Below are 14,573 nucleotides of genomic sequence, written 5' to 3'. Positions count from 1 at the left end.
ATGTTTGGACATGCAATCACATATAGTGAGGAAAAAAGGATGAGGGCTTGTTTAAAAAATGGAAATGGTTTGTCACGATACTTCTTGTGGCGGCGATCATGCTTGTAATTCGTTTAGAGGACCAGGGTGTAGTGGATACACCTGTTCGGAAGCTTGTTACAACCTCTGCTGATTTAACGTATTTAAGTGAGCTCGGGCAAAGCTGGTTTGAAAAAGAAAAAGAGACCATCATGGTTTCTAGTGATGTAGGGCAAGCAGATCTTTTAACATTTGCGAATGCCCAAGTATTTAAAGAAGGCTATCTATTGCAGTATGATGTTGGCTTACCTATCTATGCTGGTCAAAATGGATTAGTCGTTTTTACTGGCCATACAAAGTACACAGGTAAGACCATGACCATCAGCTATGAAGATGGTACAACCGTTTCCTATGGTATGTTAGATAGTTTAGCTCAACTACCATACACATCTATTCAAGCAAATGATTTAATTGGCATGAAAGAAGCGGGTCAACTTTATGTGTCCATCGAAAAGGGAGATGCCCATTATGATTTAGAGCAAATTGTACAATGGCTTGAAACGACGGAGACAAATGAGGATTAAATTACATCTTCTGTGTATCCCTCTCGTATTTGTCATGATTTTTAGTGGCCAGTTAGCCTATTACGCGATCATTCTGTTTTCCTTACTGTGGCATGAGGCTGGTCACTTAGTTGCGGCAGTAATGTGTGGAGTGAAGGTGAAATCCTGCGTAATTACACCATACGGGGGAGAAATTCAATTTGAAAATCCAGCGGTTGTGCAAGCTTCGTCACTCCTATGGATTGCATTAGGAGGGCCAATCGCTACGATTATTGGGATTGGCCTCGCTTTTTTTATGCCTGATTTACTCGCTACTAAGCTTATAAATGTACAACTCGTGTTATTGGCTGTAAATATTGTACCCATCATACCGTTAGATGGTGGAAGGATATTGTTAGCCTGCCTATTTTTAAAATATCCAAGAGCTCACGTGATAGAGCTATATTATTGGTTATCATTCATCGTAGCTACTATACTATTACTTGTCACTTTCAAGTTCTTGCCACAATCTATTTTTTTAGCCATCATAAATTTATTCATTTGGTTGCAAGTGTTGAAAGAATGGCGTTATCGAAAATATCGAGTTGCTTTTGAAAAATATGTTATGAATAGATTGACTTGAAAAAATTCGTGTGGTAATATTTTAATGTTATTGTTTGTAGCACCCGTGCTACTACAACCGCTCTGTAAAGGTTTAAGTGTCTAGTAAGATCACCTTATGAAACAGGCGAGTCTGAGTCTAAGAGGAGGTGCAGTAAAATGTACGCAATTATTGAAACTGGTGGTAAACAAGTCAAAGTAGAAGCTGGTCAAGAAATCTATGTTGAAAAATTAGGCGTAGAAGCTGATGAGGTTGTAACTTTTGATAAAGTTTTATTCGTAGGTGGCGAAAACGTTAAAGTTGGCGCTCCATTCGTAGAAGGTGCTACTGTAACAGCTAAAGTTGTTAAAGAAGGCCGTGCGAAAAAAATCGTTGTTTTCAAATTGAAAGCTAAAAAGAACTACCGTCGTAAACAAGGTCACCGTCAACCTTACACAAAATTAGTTGTTGAAGCAATCAACGCTTAATTGTGAGGTATAGCGAATGATACAAGTTACGATTCATCACGATGAAAATAGACATGTGTCAGCATTCGAATTTTCAGGACATGCTGGTTATGATGAATCTGGTAAGGATTTAGTATGTGCAGGAGCATCAACTATAGCCATCGGTACAGTGAATGCTATTTATGCATTATTACAAATTCAGCCAGAAATCGAACAAGCTGCTGAAGGTGGAGGCTATCTCAAGGTAGATTTACCATCAGACATAGAGCCTGAAGTAGATGCAAAACTACAGTTAATTGTTCAAGTAATGACTGCCCAAGTGTATTCTATGGTGCAAAATTACGGACAATACATCCAAATCAACTACAACCAAGTAGGAGGTGGAACTCGATGAAATTATTATTAGCATTAGACCTTCAACTTTTTGCATCGAAAAAAGGGGTAGGTTCTACTAAAAACGGACGTGACTCTGAGTCTAAACGACTTGGTGCAAAACGTGCTGATGGCCAATTCGTAACAGGTGGTTCAATTCTTTACCGTCAACGCGGTACAAAAATTTACCCAGGTACAAACGTAGGTCGTGGTGGTGACGATACACTATTTGCTAAAGTTGACGGCGTTGTTAAATTTGAACGTTTAGGTCGCGATCGCAAACAAGTATCTGTTTATCCAACAACACAAGAAGCTTAATCTTTTATAAGATAACATAAAGCGGAGGACTGCATTTATTGCAGTCCTTTTTTTGGCTAAATTTCAAAAAAGCCGATTGGACGCAATGACACCAAGGTATAATTGATTAAAGAATTAAGGGAAAAATACAGCAAAACTTGTTATACTAGTAAGGATAACTTTATTGGAGTGAATGGGATGAACAATCAATCACTAACCATTAGTGAAGTATTACGTTTTGCAAATCATGATTATGTGAATCAACTGCAACTGATTCGCATGAATTTAGATTTAGGTAGAATCGAGGAATCGAAAAAACTTATTCAACATTATTCAGAACAATTACGAGTATTTTCTATCCTCAATCGACTACAATTACCACAAACAATTGAATGGCTTCAAACAGCAGGATGGCGTTACCCATCATTAGCTTGGAAGCTAAGCGGTGAGATAAAAAAGCCTGTGACCAATGATATTGATCAGGAAGTTGTAGATTATTTAAACAAAACAGTTATGCATGTTTATGATACATTAGATCCATTTACAGAGCAGATCCTAACGCTTGATGTACGTGTTGACGATCATACATTTGCCGTGACATTCACGCTAAATGGGTTATGGAGTGCTGATGCATTCACCGAAAAAGGTTTGAAACAATTCGACATTCAAACAATTGAGCAGACAACTACACGCTGGCAATATGTCTTGAGTGCAAATAGGGAGTGAACTAAATGTTTGTCGATCACGTAAAGATTTATGTTAAAGGTGGCGATGGCGGAGATGGTATGGTAGCCTTTCGCCGTGAAAAATATGTACCAAATGGTGGTCCAGCTGGTGGAGATGGTGGACACGGTGGTAACGTTGTATTTGAAGTAGAAGAGGGCTTACGAACATTAATGGATTTCCGCTATAAACGCCATTTTAAAGCACCTCGCGGCGAGCATGGGATGAGTAAAGGCATGCATGGTAAAAATGCGGAGGATTTAATTGTTAAAGTACCACCAGGCACAGTGGTTATGAATGAAGAAACAAATGCCGTTATTGCTGACTTAGTCGAGCATGGGCAAAGAGCAGTTATTGCGAAAGCAGGCAGAGGTGGACGAGGTAATTCTCGCTTTGCTACACCTGCCAACCCGGCGCCAGAACTTTCTGAAAAAGGTGAGCCAGGACAAGAATTAAATGTTATATTAGAGTTAAAAGTTTTAGCAGATGTAGGGTTAGTTGGTTTCCCAAGTGTTGGTAAATCAACACTTTTATCTGTTGTTTCCGCGGCTAAGCCAAAAATTGGTGCTTATCATTTCACAACAATTGTACCGAACTTAGGCATGATTGAAACGGATGACCATCGAAGCTTTGCGATGGCTGATTTACCAGGGCTTATTGAAGGAGCACATCAAGGAGTTGGATTAGGTCATCAATTTTTACGACATATCGAACGTACACGCGTTATCGTTCATGTCATTGATATGTCAGGGATGGAAGGCCGCGATCCATATGAAGATTATTTAACAATTAATGAAGAGCTAAAACAATATAATCTTCGTTTAACAGAGCGTCCACAAATTATCGTAGCCAATAAAATGGATATGCCAGATGCAGAAGAGAATTTAACAGCATTCCGTCAAAAGGTTGGAGAAGACGTTCAAATTTTCCCAATTTCTGCTGTTTCACGTCAAGGTTTAAAAGAGCTACTTTTTGCCATTGCCGATCTATTAGAAGTAACGCCTGAATTCCCACTATATGATGATCTAGAGGAGCAATCAGACGCAACCGTAATGTACAAGCATGAGGCAAAAGGTGAAGATTTCGAAATCACACGTGATGATGATGGTACATTTATTATTAGTGGTTATGCAATTGAGCGTTTATTTAAAATGACAGACTTTAGCCGTGAGGATGGTATACGTCGTTTTGCTCGTCAATTGCGTGCAATGGGTGTGGACGAGGCTCTGCGTGAGCGTGGAGCACAAGATGGCGATACAGTACGCCTACAAGAGTTTGAATTTGAATTTGTCGATTAAGACATGAGTTTTAGGGGGAAGCGTATGAAGAATGTTGCGAATCAGCGATATTATTTAGTTCGTGAGGATGTTTTAACGGATGCAATGCAAAAAACTTTGGAGGCGAAACACTTACTATCAAGTGGTTCAGTATCTTCCATTTGGGATGCGGTAAAGCAGGTGGATTTATCGCGAAGTGCGTTTTACAAATATCGTGATGCGGTTTTTCCTTTTCATTCAATTGTGCAGGAACGCATTTTAACAGTCTTTTTACAGCTTCAAGATAGAAAAGGAACACTTGCCAAGCTTTTAGAAACTGTGACAATTACACATTGTAATGTCTTAACGATTCATCAAACAATCCCTATTCAGGGACGTGCTAATGTTACATTGTCATTAGATGTAACAAGCATGACTTGTGATCTTGATGATCTTATCCAGCAATTAAAACGCTTAGATTTTGTGGAATCAGCGGAAGTGATTAGTTCTGGAGCATTATAAGCACAGAGAGTGTTCAATCCTTTAATTTTTGACAAAATGACAAACATCGTGTTGAATAACCCCAATGGGTAAAGATACGATAACAAAGCTCAAATAAGGAGCTGTCCCAAGCGTTTTTCATCACGAGGGACTGCTCCTTATTGTGCCATAAAGGAGGTATTTGCAATGACAAAGCAACAATGGGAAAATCGAATCGCCTATCTAGGACCAGAAGCATCATTTACATACTTAGCAACAAAGGCTACTTTTCCAAATGAGTGGCTCGTACCGTGTGCCACGATTCCAGAATGTATAGAGGCTGTTGCAGAGGGAAAGGTAGATTTAGCTGTCGTGCCGCTAGAAAATGCTCTAGAGGGCTCTGTATCATTAACATTAGATTACTTATTCCATGAGGCAACACTTTATGTAACTGGAGAGTTATTGCTGAAAATTCAGCAGCATTTAATGGTCAACAAAGCGCAGAAGGATGATTGGCAGTCAATTGAAGGTGTTTATTCTCATCCGCATGCACTAGCTCAATGTCATAAATATTTATTTTATCGTTTTAGTCATGTACCATTACATCAAACAACTTCAACTGCAGCAGCAGCAAAATATGTATCAGAGAATCCACAAGAGTGTATAGCGGCAGTCGGAAATGCAGCAGCAGCTGAAAAATATGGTCTTGAAATAGTGGAGCAGAATATCCATGATTTTCATTTTAATCATACACGATTCTTTGTACTGTCTAAGCAAAATAAACGATTGCCACAAGAGCTATCAGATGGGCAAGCAAAAACAACCTTTATGATTACCTTACCAACAGATCGTTCAGGTGCATTACATCAGGTGCTTTCTGTTTTTGCATGGCGTCAGCTAAATTTAAGTAAAATCGAATCACGTCCATTAAAAACTGGATTAGGTGATTATTTCTTTATGATTGATGTATTAGCAGATGAAAAGGAACCGATGATGCGTGGGGCAATGGAAGAATTAGCTGCGCTAGGTTGCAAAGTAAAGTCTCTGGGTACCTATTTTACTTATGTAACATCAGACGAAGCATAGTAATGTGAAGGAGGAGGAAAGAGGATGGGTGGGATTATTTTATTCGATGGTGTCTGTAATTTTTGTGATAGCACTGTTCAATTTATCATCAAACATGATCAAGCTGGCTATTTTCAATTTGCATCGCTGCAAAGCGAGGCTGGTCAATCGCTTCTCACTCAATATCATATACCAAAGAATATAGATAGTGTAATTCTTATTGAACAAGGGAAAGTATCTGTTGAATCTACCGCTGCGTTAAACATTTGCCGTAAATTTGATGGATTGTGGCCTTGTTTCTACGCCTTCATTCTTGTACCACCATTTATTCGCAATGCATTATATCGATTATTTGCAAAGCAACGCTATCGTTTGTTTGGAAAAAAAAGTGAATGCTTATTGCCTACGCCTGCTCAACGTCAAAGATTTCTTTCCTGATAGGGAAATACTCGCCTTTAAGGGAACAATAGCTGCGGACGGAAGCCCGCGCTTAACGAGACAATACCAGCATTAAAAAACAGAAAGCACCGTTTGAAATCAATTTTTCAGACGGTGCTTTTACTATTCATTGATCTGACACTAAGTAGCCCTTTTTTTGTAAAGCTCGCTCAATTAATGTTAAAACTTCAACAGAGGGTGCTGTGATGACATGTAGATGGATGCCACCAGTGAGAGCAGATAAATAGTTGGCCTGTGTTGCATTCACACGTTCGATAAATTGTTTCACCTCATGGCGGTTGGATACCATGATAGAGGCTGTCAGTTCACCATATATTGGATGTTCGACAATGACATTTTTGACGGTTCCGCCACAGTCTACAATCGTCATTAATTCATCTTCCGTCTGCTCTGATGTATGCAAGCAAGGGAATGTTCGTTCAACGGTTTGCTGTATTTGTTCTTGATGCATATAAAGATAACCTTGGCTTGTGGCAATAATGGGCTCATTTCTTGCCTTTAATAAAGTCATATCATTGACGATTACTTGTCTAGAAACATTGGCGAACTTTGCTAAGTCTGTCCCAGTTATAGGTGCTTTATTTTTTTTTAATTGCGCTAATAGTTGCAGTCGGCGTTCTTCGCCTAACATTTTTTTCATAAGAGATCACCCCTGCTCGTAATAAAGGAATCAGCGTTCCTTATGAATTAGTGTACCATGAAGCTTTTCTAACTTGCTGAAATTTTTGTATCCAAATGAAACATTGAACATATGATACGTAGAGAGGAAGGGAGGAAAAAATTGCGTATTCATATTGTTCAAAAGGGAGATACATTGTGGAAGATTGCGAAAGAGTACGGCATTTCGTTTGAAGATTTGAAGCGGCTCAATGTCCATCTTGCCAACCCAGATTATATTGTTCCAGGCATGGAAATTATATTGCCTGAAAAAATAAACAAAGAGCCGCATAGAGATTCACATAAAGAAATGCCGAAAAAGGAAACACAAGTGCATAAGGAGACACCAAAGGAAAGTCCTAAAAAAGAGGTACAGCGACCAATGCAACCACCACCGCCAATTGTACCGCCACCACCAGCTCCTATGCCAATGCCAGAACCACAAATGATACCGATACCAATACCGATGCCAATGCCAATGCAGATGCCACAACAGCCGATGTGGGTACCGCAGCCTGTGGAAATGAATTGGCACCAGCAATTGGTGATGCCACAAATGGAGCAAAATGTTACAACACCACCTGTACAAATACAGCCACCACCACCGCCAGCACCTACACCGCCACCACCGCCTGTAGCTAAACCAAAGCCAATGCCAATGCCACAACCAGCACCACATCCACCAATGCATATCATGCCACAAATGCCTGCCGTACCACATTGTTCAAGTTGCCATCAGCCAATCTATCATCAGATGTGGTGGCCGATGCCAATGCAGCCGCAGGTCGAGCATTATACGATGCCACAGCAGCCAATGTCCTATGACATGCCAGATCATAAAGTAGGTGGAATGGAAGACTTTTTAGAGTCCACATCACCATTCTTCCATACGCAAGATCACCAAAAGCCACAAATGGATATGATGCCCGAAATGAATATGGGGCAATCCTGTGGTTGTGGCACACAACCAATGATGATGCCTGATATGAACATGGGTCAATCTTGTGGCTGTGGCACACAACCAATGATGATGCCAAATTGGCAAATGGACCCTTGTCATTGCCCGCCACCACCATGTCCGACACATTGTCCACCACCATGCCCATCAGCAGCAGGTCCTTGGATGTCTCCGCATTATTTCCCAGGCGGGATGACGCCTTATCGATGGTGAAAAAGCGTATATTGTAGAAGAAGTAAAGCCAAATATTTGGAAATATAAATATCGATCGAAAAATTATTTTGTCAAACGTGCAAAGCAAGTGGAAATTGCGGAGAAGGTAAGAACCATTCATCGCCAATTAGGACGTATGGAACCTTCTTTGATCCTACCATTAGTTCAGAGCGATGATGAGCAGTTAATTGTGCAAATGTGGCAAGAAGGAAGCCACGGGGCTAACTTTGCGCATAAAAAAGATCGTAATGAATCTCTTAGACTATTAATCGCTTTACATGACACACATAAAAAGATTGCGTGGCAGCGCGTGCCAGGCTTGCATACCTACTCACAGCTTTTAAAATGGCAAATGCGTCATATGCGTTTTAAAAGTAGAAGAAATGAGTTTCGAACATTTTTAACGAAAGAAGAAATTGATCAAATATTGCATTATAGTGATAAGTCATTACAATTGATTGCATTGGAAGATGCACCTGAAAAAGAGATTACGCTACTGCATGGGGATGTAGTTCATCATAATTTTTTATGGTGCTCCGATGGACAATTACGTTTAATTGATTTTGATTTAGCGCACCTTGGTGAAGCGGATGACGAGTATATTTTATGGTTACATCGTGTGTTACCTGCTGTAGATTATGATCTTGGAAAGATTTTTGCAGAGTTACCTGAGCTGAAACGACTGGATAAAAGAAAGCTTCATCGCTTGAAATACCCAAATGAGTTATTACGAGAATGGCTGTTTGCTATAGATTTACCACTAGAGCAACAGCTAGTATTTTTAGATTATTTAGTACCATTTACAAAACGAGCCCTCACCTATTGGCCAAAACTGTGGTACGATATTGATAGATTTGTCAAGAAATGACCGTCAATTGGCGGTCATTTTTGTCTGCGAACGGAGTTTAGACGCTACTTTTTGTCGAGCATTCGTTCGCTATATGCTATAATCGAAGACGATGATTGTGAGGGATTATAGATGTATGATTATTTAAAAGGACAAATTACTCGTATTACACCTGAATTTATTGTGCTGGAACAACAGGGGATTGGGTGGCAACTTAATACGCCCAATCCATTTGCTTTTCGAACATCTGCCCTTGAGCAACAGATATATGTTCATTTGCATGTGCGAGAGGATGCGCAAGTTTTATATGGCTTCCCTAACCTAGATCAGCGTGAGTTATTCCGTAAGCTTATTTTAGTGTCAGGAATAGGACCAAAGGGCGCTTTAGCGATTTTAGCTACAGGTAATCCACAACAGGTTATTAGCGCAATTGAGCGGGAGGACGAAGCGTTTTTAGTGAAGTTCCCTGGAGTTGGTAAAAAAACAGCACGTCAAATGATCCTCGACTTGAAGGGTAAACTTGGTTCATTATTAGATACACTTGAATTACCTAGTGCAGAAGATGAATTACCTTTGTTTGGTGTGAATGCCTATAAACATGAATTAGAAGAAGCCCTACTTGCCTTAATGGCTCTTGGCTATTCTGAAAAAGAGCTAGAAAAAATTAAACCACAGCTAGAGGATAACGATAAACTTGAAACGACAGATGCCTTTATGAAACAAGCATTGCAACTACTGCTAAAATTAAAATAAGGAAAGGAGGAAAGGTGCATGTCTGAACGTATGATGGCAAGTGAAGCAGGGAGCTATGATGAGCAGTTTGAGTTATCTTTACGTCCTCAAAAATTAGCACAGTATATTGGGCAACATAAAGTAAAGGAAAACTTACAAATATTCATTGAAGCGGCAAAGCTTCGCCAAGAAAGTTTAGATCATGTGTTGTTATATGGACCTCCAGGACTTGGTAAAACGACCTTAGCGGCTGTTATCGCAAATGAGATGAATGTTAACGTACGCATGACAAGTGGCCCTGCGATTGAGCGTCCAGGAGATTTGGCAGCTATTTTAAGTTCACTAGAGCCTGGGGACGTTTTATTTATTGATGAAATTCATCGACTGCCCCGTGCTATTGAAGAAGTATTATATCCAGCAATGGAAGACTTCTGCTTAGATATTGTGGTAGGAAAAGGTCCTGAAGCACGTTCTGTACGACTTGATTTACCTCCCTTTACCCTTGTAGGTGCAACAACAAGAGCGGGTGCTTTATCAGCTCCTCTAAGAGATCGCTTTGGTGTGTTGCTGCGCCTAGAATATTATGATGACCGATCGCTTGCTGAAATTGTTGTGAGAAGTGCACATTTATTTGAGGTAGAAATAGAGCAAGTAGCAGCAATGGAAATGGCGAGACGCTCACGTGGAACACCTCGAATTGCCAATCGTTTATTGAAACGAGTGCGAGATTATGCACAAGTGCTTGGAGATGGTATGATAACGGAGGGTCTTGCACAGCAAGCATTAGAGCTGTTACAAGTAGATCCTAGAGGGCTTGATCATATTGACCATAAACTTGTAACCAATATGATTGAGCGATTCCGAGGAGGCCCAGTAGGCTTAGATACTCTTGCTGCATCAATTGGTGAGGAACGGGTTACGATAGAAGATGTATACGAGCCTTATTTGATGCAAATTGGCCTTATTCAACGTACCCCGAGAGGAAGAGTAGCCACACATTTAGCTTACGAACATTTTGGATATGAGTATCCCCAACAAACATAAAGAAGGAAGTTATTTTCATGCGTGTAGAAGATTTTGATTTTGAATTACCAGAGGAGCTTATTGCCCAAACACCATTAGTGGATCGTACAGCAAGTCGATTAATGGTCGTGACACCGGGCACAAATAAAGTGGAGCACCACCATTTCGCCCATGTATTAGACGAGCTACATGCTGGAGACTGTCTTGTACTAAATGATACAAGAGTTTTACCTGCTCGTTTAATGGGTGTAAAAGAAGAAACAGGTGCACATATAGAAGTATTGCTACTGAAGCAAATGGCTGGTACAGATGAGTGGGAAACACTTGTAAAACCAGCAAAGCGTGTAAAAGTAGGAACAGTCATCACATTTGGTGACGGTTTATTAACAGCTACATGTACAGGTGAGCTTGAACATGGCGGACGTACATTTGAATTTCAGTATAATGGTATTTTTTATGAAATATTAGAGCAACTTGGTGAAATGCCATTACCTCCCTATATTCGTGAAAAACTAGAGGATAAGGATCGTTATCAAACCGTTTATGCCAAAGAGCGTGGTTCTGCTGCAGCGCCTACAGCTGGGCTGCATTTTACAGAGGAGCTATTAGCTCAAGTGAAGGCTAAAGGCGTAGAGGTTGTCTTTATTACGCTACATGTCGGTCTTGGCACTTTCCGTCCCGTTAGTGTAGACTCGATTGAGAACCATGAAATGCATGCGGAATTCTATAGTGTTACAGAACAAGCAGCAGATACAATTAATCGCGTAAAGCGTAACGGTGGCAAGGTAGTAGCTGTTGGGACAACCTCTACTCGTACATTAGAGACAATTGGTTCTAAATATGAGGGAGAAGTGCGAGCAGAACAAGGTTGGACGTCTATTTTCATCTATCCAGGCTACAATTTTACGGTGGTGGATGGGTTAATCACAAACTTCCATTTACCAAAATCAACACTAGTCATGCTTGTTAGTACGCTAGCTACTCGTGAGACCATTTTAAGTGCTTATCAGCAAGCTGTAGAAGAAAGATATCGCTTCTTTAGTTTTGGTGATGCAATGTTTATACGTCCCAAAAAATAATAGTGGATAAAATCGGAGTACTGTTTTTACTTCAGATAAGAAAGGATTATTTATTTTATGACACAACCAGCAATTCGATATGAACTACTTCATACATGTAAACAAACAGGAGCACGTCTTGGCATCGTCCATACACCACACGGCTCCTTTGAAACACCAGCATTTATGCCTGTTGGCACACAAGCAACGGTGAAGACCATGTCACCAGAAGAATTAAAAGAGATGAATGCCGGTATTATTCTGTCCAATACGTACCATTTATGGCTTCGTCCAGGTAATGATATTGTCAAAGAAGCAGGCGGACTTCATAAATTTATGAACTGGGATCGTCCAATTTTAACGGATTCAGGTGGTTTCCAAGTATTTTCACTTAGTCAATTCCGGAAAATTGAGGAGGAAGGAGTTCATTTCCGTAATCACCTCAATGGAGATAAATTATTTTTGAGCCCAGAAAAGGCAATGGAAATTCAAAATGATTTAGGCTCTGATATTATGATGGCCTTTGATGAATGTCCACCGTATCCTGCGACACATGACTATATGCTGAAATCAGTTGATCGAACAACTCGTTGGGCAAAACGCTGTAAGGAAGCACATCAGCGTCCAGAGGAGCAAGGTTTATTTGGCATTATTCAAGGTGGAGAGTACGAAGATTTACGCCGCCGCTCAGCAGAAGCGTTAGTAGAACTAGATTTCCCAGGCTATGCAATTGGTGGATTATCCGTTGGAGAACCGAAAGATGTGATGAACCGCGTTTTAGAATTTACTACGCCAATGATGCCTGAAAATAAACCTCGTTATTTAATGGGTGTTGGCTCACCAGATTCTTTAATTGATGGGGCAATTCGTGGGATCGATATGTTTGACTGTGTACTGCCAACACGTATTGCACGTAATGGAACACTGATGACATCAGAAGGACGTCTAGTAGTGAAAAATGCAAAATATGCACGTGACTTTGGGCCGATTGATCCGAATTGTGACTGCTATACATGTAAAAATTATTCTCGTGCCTATGTTCGTCACCTTATTCGTACGGAAGAAACGTTCGGTATTCGTTTAACATCCTATCATAATCTACACTTCCTATTAAAATTGATGGAGCAAGTACGTGAGGCAATTCGTCAAGATCGCCTTGGTGATTTCCGTGAAGAGTTCTTTGAAAAATACGGCTTTAATGGGCCAGATGCAAAAAACTTTTAAACTAGACGAATAGGATTATTACATGCGCTAAATTAAAAAAGGACATTAGGCATCCCCTAATGTCCATAATCAATAGCAATAGTTTTGCAAATCATTCAAAACTTTGTAAAAAGTGAATATTTCTAGCAAAATATTGTCAATCATAGAAAAAATATTAGTAATTGAGAAAATTTTTGGGCTTGTCCATCGCTTTTTAATGGTGGAATAGTCTATACTAAAAAAGTGAGATTTGGAAAGGGGGCAAGATGCTATTATGGATCAATTATTAGGATTAGCACCAATATTATTAATGTTCGTTGCAATGTGGTTTATCTTAATCCGTCCAGCTAAAAAAAGACAGCAGGAAACACAAAATATGCAAAGTAGTTTGCAACGTGGAGATAAAGTCATTACAATTGGTGGTTTACACGGTGTTATTGATGCAATTGAAGACACAGCAGTGACATTAAAAATTGCTGACAATGTACGAGTGAAATTTGACCGTCAAGCAATTGGACGAATTGTCAATGACAATCAGTAACAAAGAAGAAAAGGCTTACAATAGGCGATAGCTATATTGTAAGTCTTTTTTATACAATATTAGAAGGCAGTGTTTAGATGTTTTTTGCAGTTGTAGTTTTTAATTTATGAATGAATGCCTCACCAGTATCATTGCCATTAATCGTTATTCGGCTTAACGTAAATAGGGAATCGCCTTTTTTCACATGTTTATTTTGTATGACAAAGGCCATCTTAAAGCCAGCTTCCTTGGCTAATTTGATGGTGGAGGGTGAGTAAATCCCATAAGGATAGCTTATTGCTATTGGTTCATATCCTAACTTTTCTTTGATTATTTTTCTTGAATGAATAAAATCATTTCTTACCCTTTCTTCATATTCAACCTGACTCTCTAGTTGCCCATTTACAATACTAGGACCAAATACTGCGCCATTTAGTTTACCATTTTTTGAAGGTAATTTATAATGTAAGTCCCAAGTATGACTCTGGATTGTAATATAATCCTTCATTTCCTTTAATTGATCCCAACTCATCTTTGCTGTTTCATTTGGATGGTAATTGTTTCCATTCAACTCTAGGATTCGGCTTGCAATCACAAAGATTTCTGCATGCATATCATATTTTTTCAATATCGGGTAAGCTTTTTCATAATTACTAAAATACCCATCGTCAAAAGTAATTAACACGGGCTTTTGAGGTAACGGCGCTTGGTCGTTTAAGTAATCATATAATTGCTGAGCAGAAATGGCCTGATAGCCTTCCATTTTAAGTAATTTCATTTGATTTTCGAAGCTTTTGGGTGAAATAACTGTAGTATTGTTTATATTGTCCTCTAAATGATGGTACATAAGAATAGGTATTTCCTGTTCTTGATACCCGTAAATAGGATAAGGTCTAATAAGAAAAAGGATATAAACAAAAACGAAAACGATTATTTTTTTTGTCATGTCCTCACCTTGTTTGCATGTTTATTGTGATAAGCATCTAAGCTCTATGTTAGTGTGTACGAACAAGTAGGGACTATTCCTTGAAAACTGTATAAAAAACAATAAGTAAGGTCACCTTGATAGTATGGGGGTGTTT

19 protein-coding genes and 1 other annotated feature are annotated in these 14,573 nt (G+C 39.5%); of the genes, 17 read left to right on the top strand and 2 right to left on the bottom strand.

Annotated features, from left to right (window positions below; all coding sequences use genetic code 11):
- The first annotated feature begins 47 nt into the window (after window positions 1-47).
- From NYE73_RS17410 to NYE73_RS17365, 10 genes are all read left to right on the top strand, one after another.
- Complete coding sequence (locus tag NYE73_RS17410) at window positions 48-602, top strand: peptidoglycan DD-metalloendopeptidase family protein (protein ID WP_016991889.1); 555 nt, start codon at window positions 48-50, stop codon at window positions 600-602.
- Window positions 592-1,203, top strand: a complete 612-nt coding sequence (locus tag NYE73_RS17405; RefSeq protein ID WP_048395158.1) for a stage IV sporulation protein FB — start codon at window positions 592-594, stop codon at window positions 1,201-1,203. The genes NYE73_RS17410 and NYE73_RS17405 overlap by 11 nt, the downstream gene beginning before the upstream one ends.
- Window positions 1,204-1,248: 45 nt before the next feature.
- Window positions 1,249-1,326: a sequence feature (ribosomal protein L21 leader region), on the top strand.
- Between the two features lie 14 nt (window positions 1,327-1,340).
- A complete protein-coding gene (rplU, locus tag NYE73_RS17400) occupies window positions 1,341-1,649 on the top strand; it encodes a 50S ribosomal protein L21 (protein ID WP_004226667.1) in 309 nt (102 codons plus the stop codon).
- 16 nt (window positions 1,650-1,665) lie between these two features.
- Complete coding sequence (locus NYE73_RS17395) at window positions 1,666-2,022, top strand: ribosomal-processing cysteine protease Prp (RefSeq protein ID WP_016991891.1); 357 nt, start codon at window positions 1,666-1,668, stop codon at window positions 2,020-2,022.
- Window positions 2,019-2,318 carry a 50S ribosomal protein L27 gene (gene rpmA / locus NYE73_RS17390; protein ID WP_016991892.1) on the top strand — a complete coding sequence of 100 codons (300 nt, stop codon included), beginning with the start codon at window positions 2,019-2,021 and terminating at the stop codon, window positions 2,316-2,318. The genes NYE73_RS17395 and rpmA overlap by 4 nt, the downstream gene beginning before the upstream one ends.
- A gap of 177 nt (window positions 2,319-2,495) precedes the next feature.
- Window positions 2,496-3,023 (top strand): Spo0B domain-containing protein, encoded by a 528-nt coding sequence (locus NYE73_RS17385; protein ID WP_048395160.1) that lies wholly within the window; start codon window positions 2,496-2,498, stop codon window positions 3,021-3,023.
- 5 nt (window positions 3,024-3,028) lie between these two features.
- Window positions 3,029-4,318 (top strand): GTPase ObgE, encoded by a 1,290-nt coding sequence (obgE, locus tag NYE73_RS17380; protein ID WP_066036507.1) that lies wholly within the window; start codon window positions 3,029-3,031, stop codon window positions 4,316-4,318.
- A 24-nt stretch (window positions 4,319-4,342) separates the two neighbouring features.
- A complete protein-coding gene (locus tag NYE73_RS17375; protein WP_004226679.1) occupies window positions 4,343-4,798 on the top strand; it encodes an ACT domain-containing protein in 456 nt (151 codons plus the stop codon).
- A gap of 165 nt (window positions 4,799-4,963) precedes the next feature.
- The gene (pheA, locus tag NYE73_RS17370) at window positions 4,964-5,842 is read left to right on the top strand and encodes a prephenate dehydratase (RefSeq protein ID WP_048395164.1); all 879 of its coding nucleotides are present in this window, start codon (window positions 4,964-4,966) and stop codon (window positions 5,840-5,842) included.
- 24 nt (window positions 5,843-5,866) lie between these two features.
- Window positions 5,867-6,259 (top strand): thiol-disulfide oxidoreductase DCC family protein, encoded by a 393-nt coding sequence (locus NYE73_RS17365; protein ID WP_048395166.1) that lies wholly within the window; start codon window positions 5,867-5,869, stop codon window positions 6,257-6,259.
- A gap of 127 nt (window positions 6,260-6,386) precedes the next feature.
- Here NYE73_RS17365 and NYE73_RS17360 read toward each other — a convergent pair whose 3' ends face one another.
- The gene (locus NYE73_RS17360; protein WP_054550028.1) at window positions 6,387-6,920 is read right to left on the bottom strand and encodes a transcription repressor NadR; all 534 of its coding nucleotides are present in this window, start codon (window positions 6,918-6,920) and stop codon (window positions 6,387-6,389) included.
- Window positions 6,921-7,061: 141 nt separating this feature from the next.
- On the opposite strand from NYE73_RS17360, the gene NYE73_RS17355 reads away from it, so the two are divergent.
- The 7 genes from NYE73_RS17355 (at window position 7,062) to yajC (ending at window position 13,512) form a co-directional block, all read left to right on the top strand.
- On the top strand, window positions 7,062-8,108 hold the full coding sequence (locus NYE73_RS17355) for a LysM peptidoglycan-binding domain-containing protein (protein ID WP_311198631.1): 1,047 nt from the start codon (window positions 7,062-7,064) through the stop codon (window positions 8,106-8,108).
- Window positions 8,098-8,976, top strand: a complete 879-nt coding sequence (locus NYE73_RS17350) for a phosphotransferase (RefSeq protein WP_310794744.1) — start codon at window positions 8,098-8,100, stop codon at window positions 8,974-8,976. The genes NYE73_RS17355 and NYE73_RS17350 overlap by 11 nt, the downstream gene beginning before the upstream one ends.
- Before the next feature lie 111 nt (window positions 8,977-9,087).
- The gene (gene ruvA, locus NYE73_RS17345; protein ID WP_004226690.1) at window positions 9,088-9,708 is read left to right on the top strand and encodes a Holliday junction branch migration protein RuvA; all 621 of its coding nucleotides are present in this window, start codon (window positions 9,088-9,090) and stop codon (window positions 9,706-9,708) included.
- Between the two features lie 18 nt (window positions 9,709-9,726).
- Window positions 9,727-10,731 (top strand): Holliday junction branch migration DNA helicase RuvB, encoded by a 1,005-nt coding sequence (gene ruvB / locus NYE73_RS17340; RefSeq protein ID WP_004226692.1) that lies wholly within the window; start codon window positions 9,727-9,729, stop codon window positions 10,729-10,731.
- A 17-nt stretch (window positions 10,732-10,748) separates the two neighbouring features.
- Complete coding sequence (gene queA / locus NYE73_RS17335; RefSeq protein WP_259948246.1) at window positions 10,749-11,789, top strand: tRNA preQ1(34) S-adenosylmethionine ribosyltransferase-isomerase QueA; 1,041 nt, start codon at window positions 10,749-10,751, stop codon at window positions 11,787-11,789.
- Between the two features lie 57 nt (window positions 11,790-11,846).
- Window positions 11,847-12,992: a tRNA guanosine(34) transglycosylase Tgt gene (tgt, locus tag NYE73_RS17330; protein ID WP_016991901.1), complete on the top strand. Its 1,146-nt coding sequence runs from the start codon at window positions 11,847-11,849 to the stop codon at window positions 12,990-12,992.
- 253 nt (window positions 12,993-13,245) lie between these two features.
- Complete coding sequence (gene yajC / locus NYE73_RS17325) at window positions 13,246-13,512, top strand: preprotein translocase subunit YajC (protein ID WP_004226696.1); 267 nt, start codon at window positions 13,246-13,248, stop codon at window positions 13,510-13,512.
- 73 nt (window positions 13,513-13,585) lie between these two features.
- On the opposite strand, the gene NYE73_RS17320 is transcribed toward yajC, so the two are convergent.
- Window positions 13,586-14,437 (bottom strand): polysaccharide deacetylase family protein, encoded by an 852-nt coding sequence (locus NYE73_RS17320; RefSeq protein WP_259948242.1) that lies wholly within the window; start codon window positions 14,435-14,437, stop codon window positions 13,586-13,588.
- Between the last annotated feature and the right edge of the window lie 136 nt (window positions 14,438-14,573).

This window comes from Lysinibacillus sp. FSL K6-0102, from assembly GCF_038003545.1.
Classification (GTDB): Bacteria; Bacillota; Bacilli; order Bacillales_A; family Planococcaceae; genus Lysinibacillus; species Lysinibacillus capsici.
The sequence above is the reverse complement of the archived record's forward strand: the minus strand, read 5'-3'. Positions and strand labels throughout refer to the sequence as shown.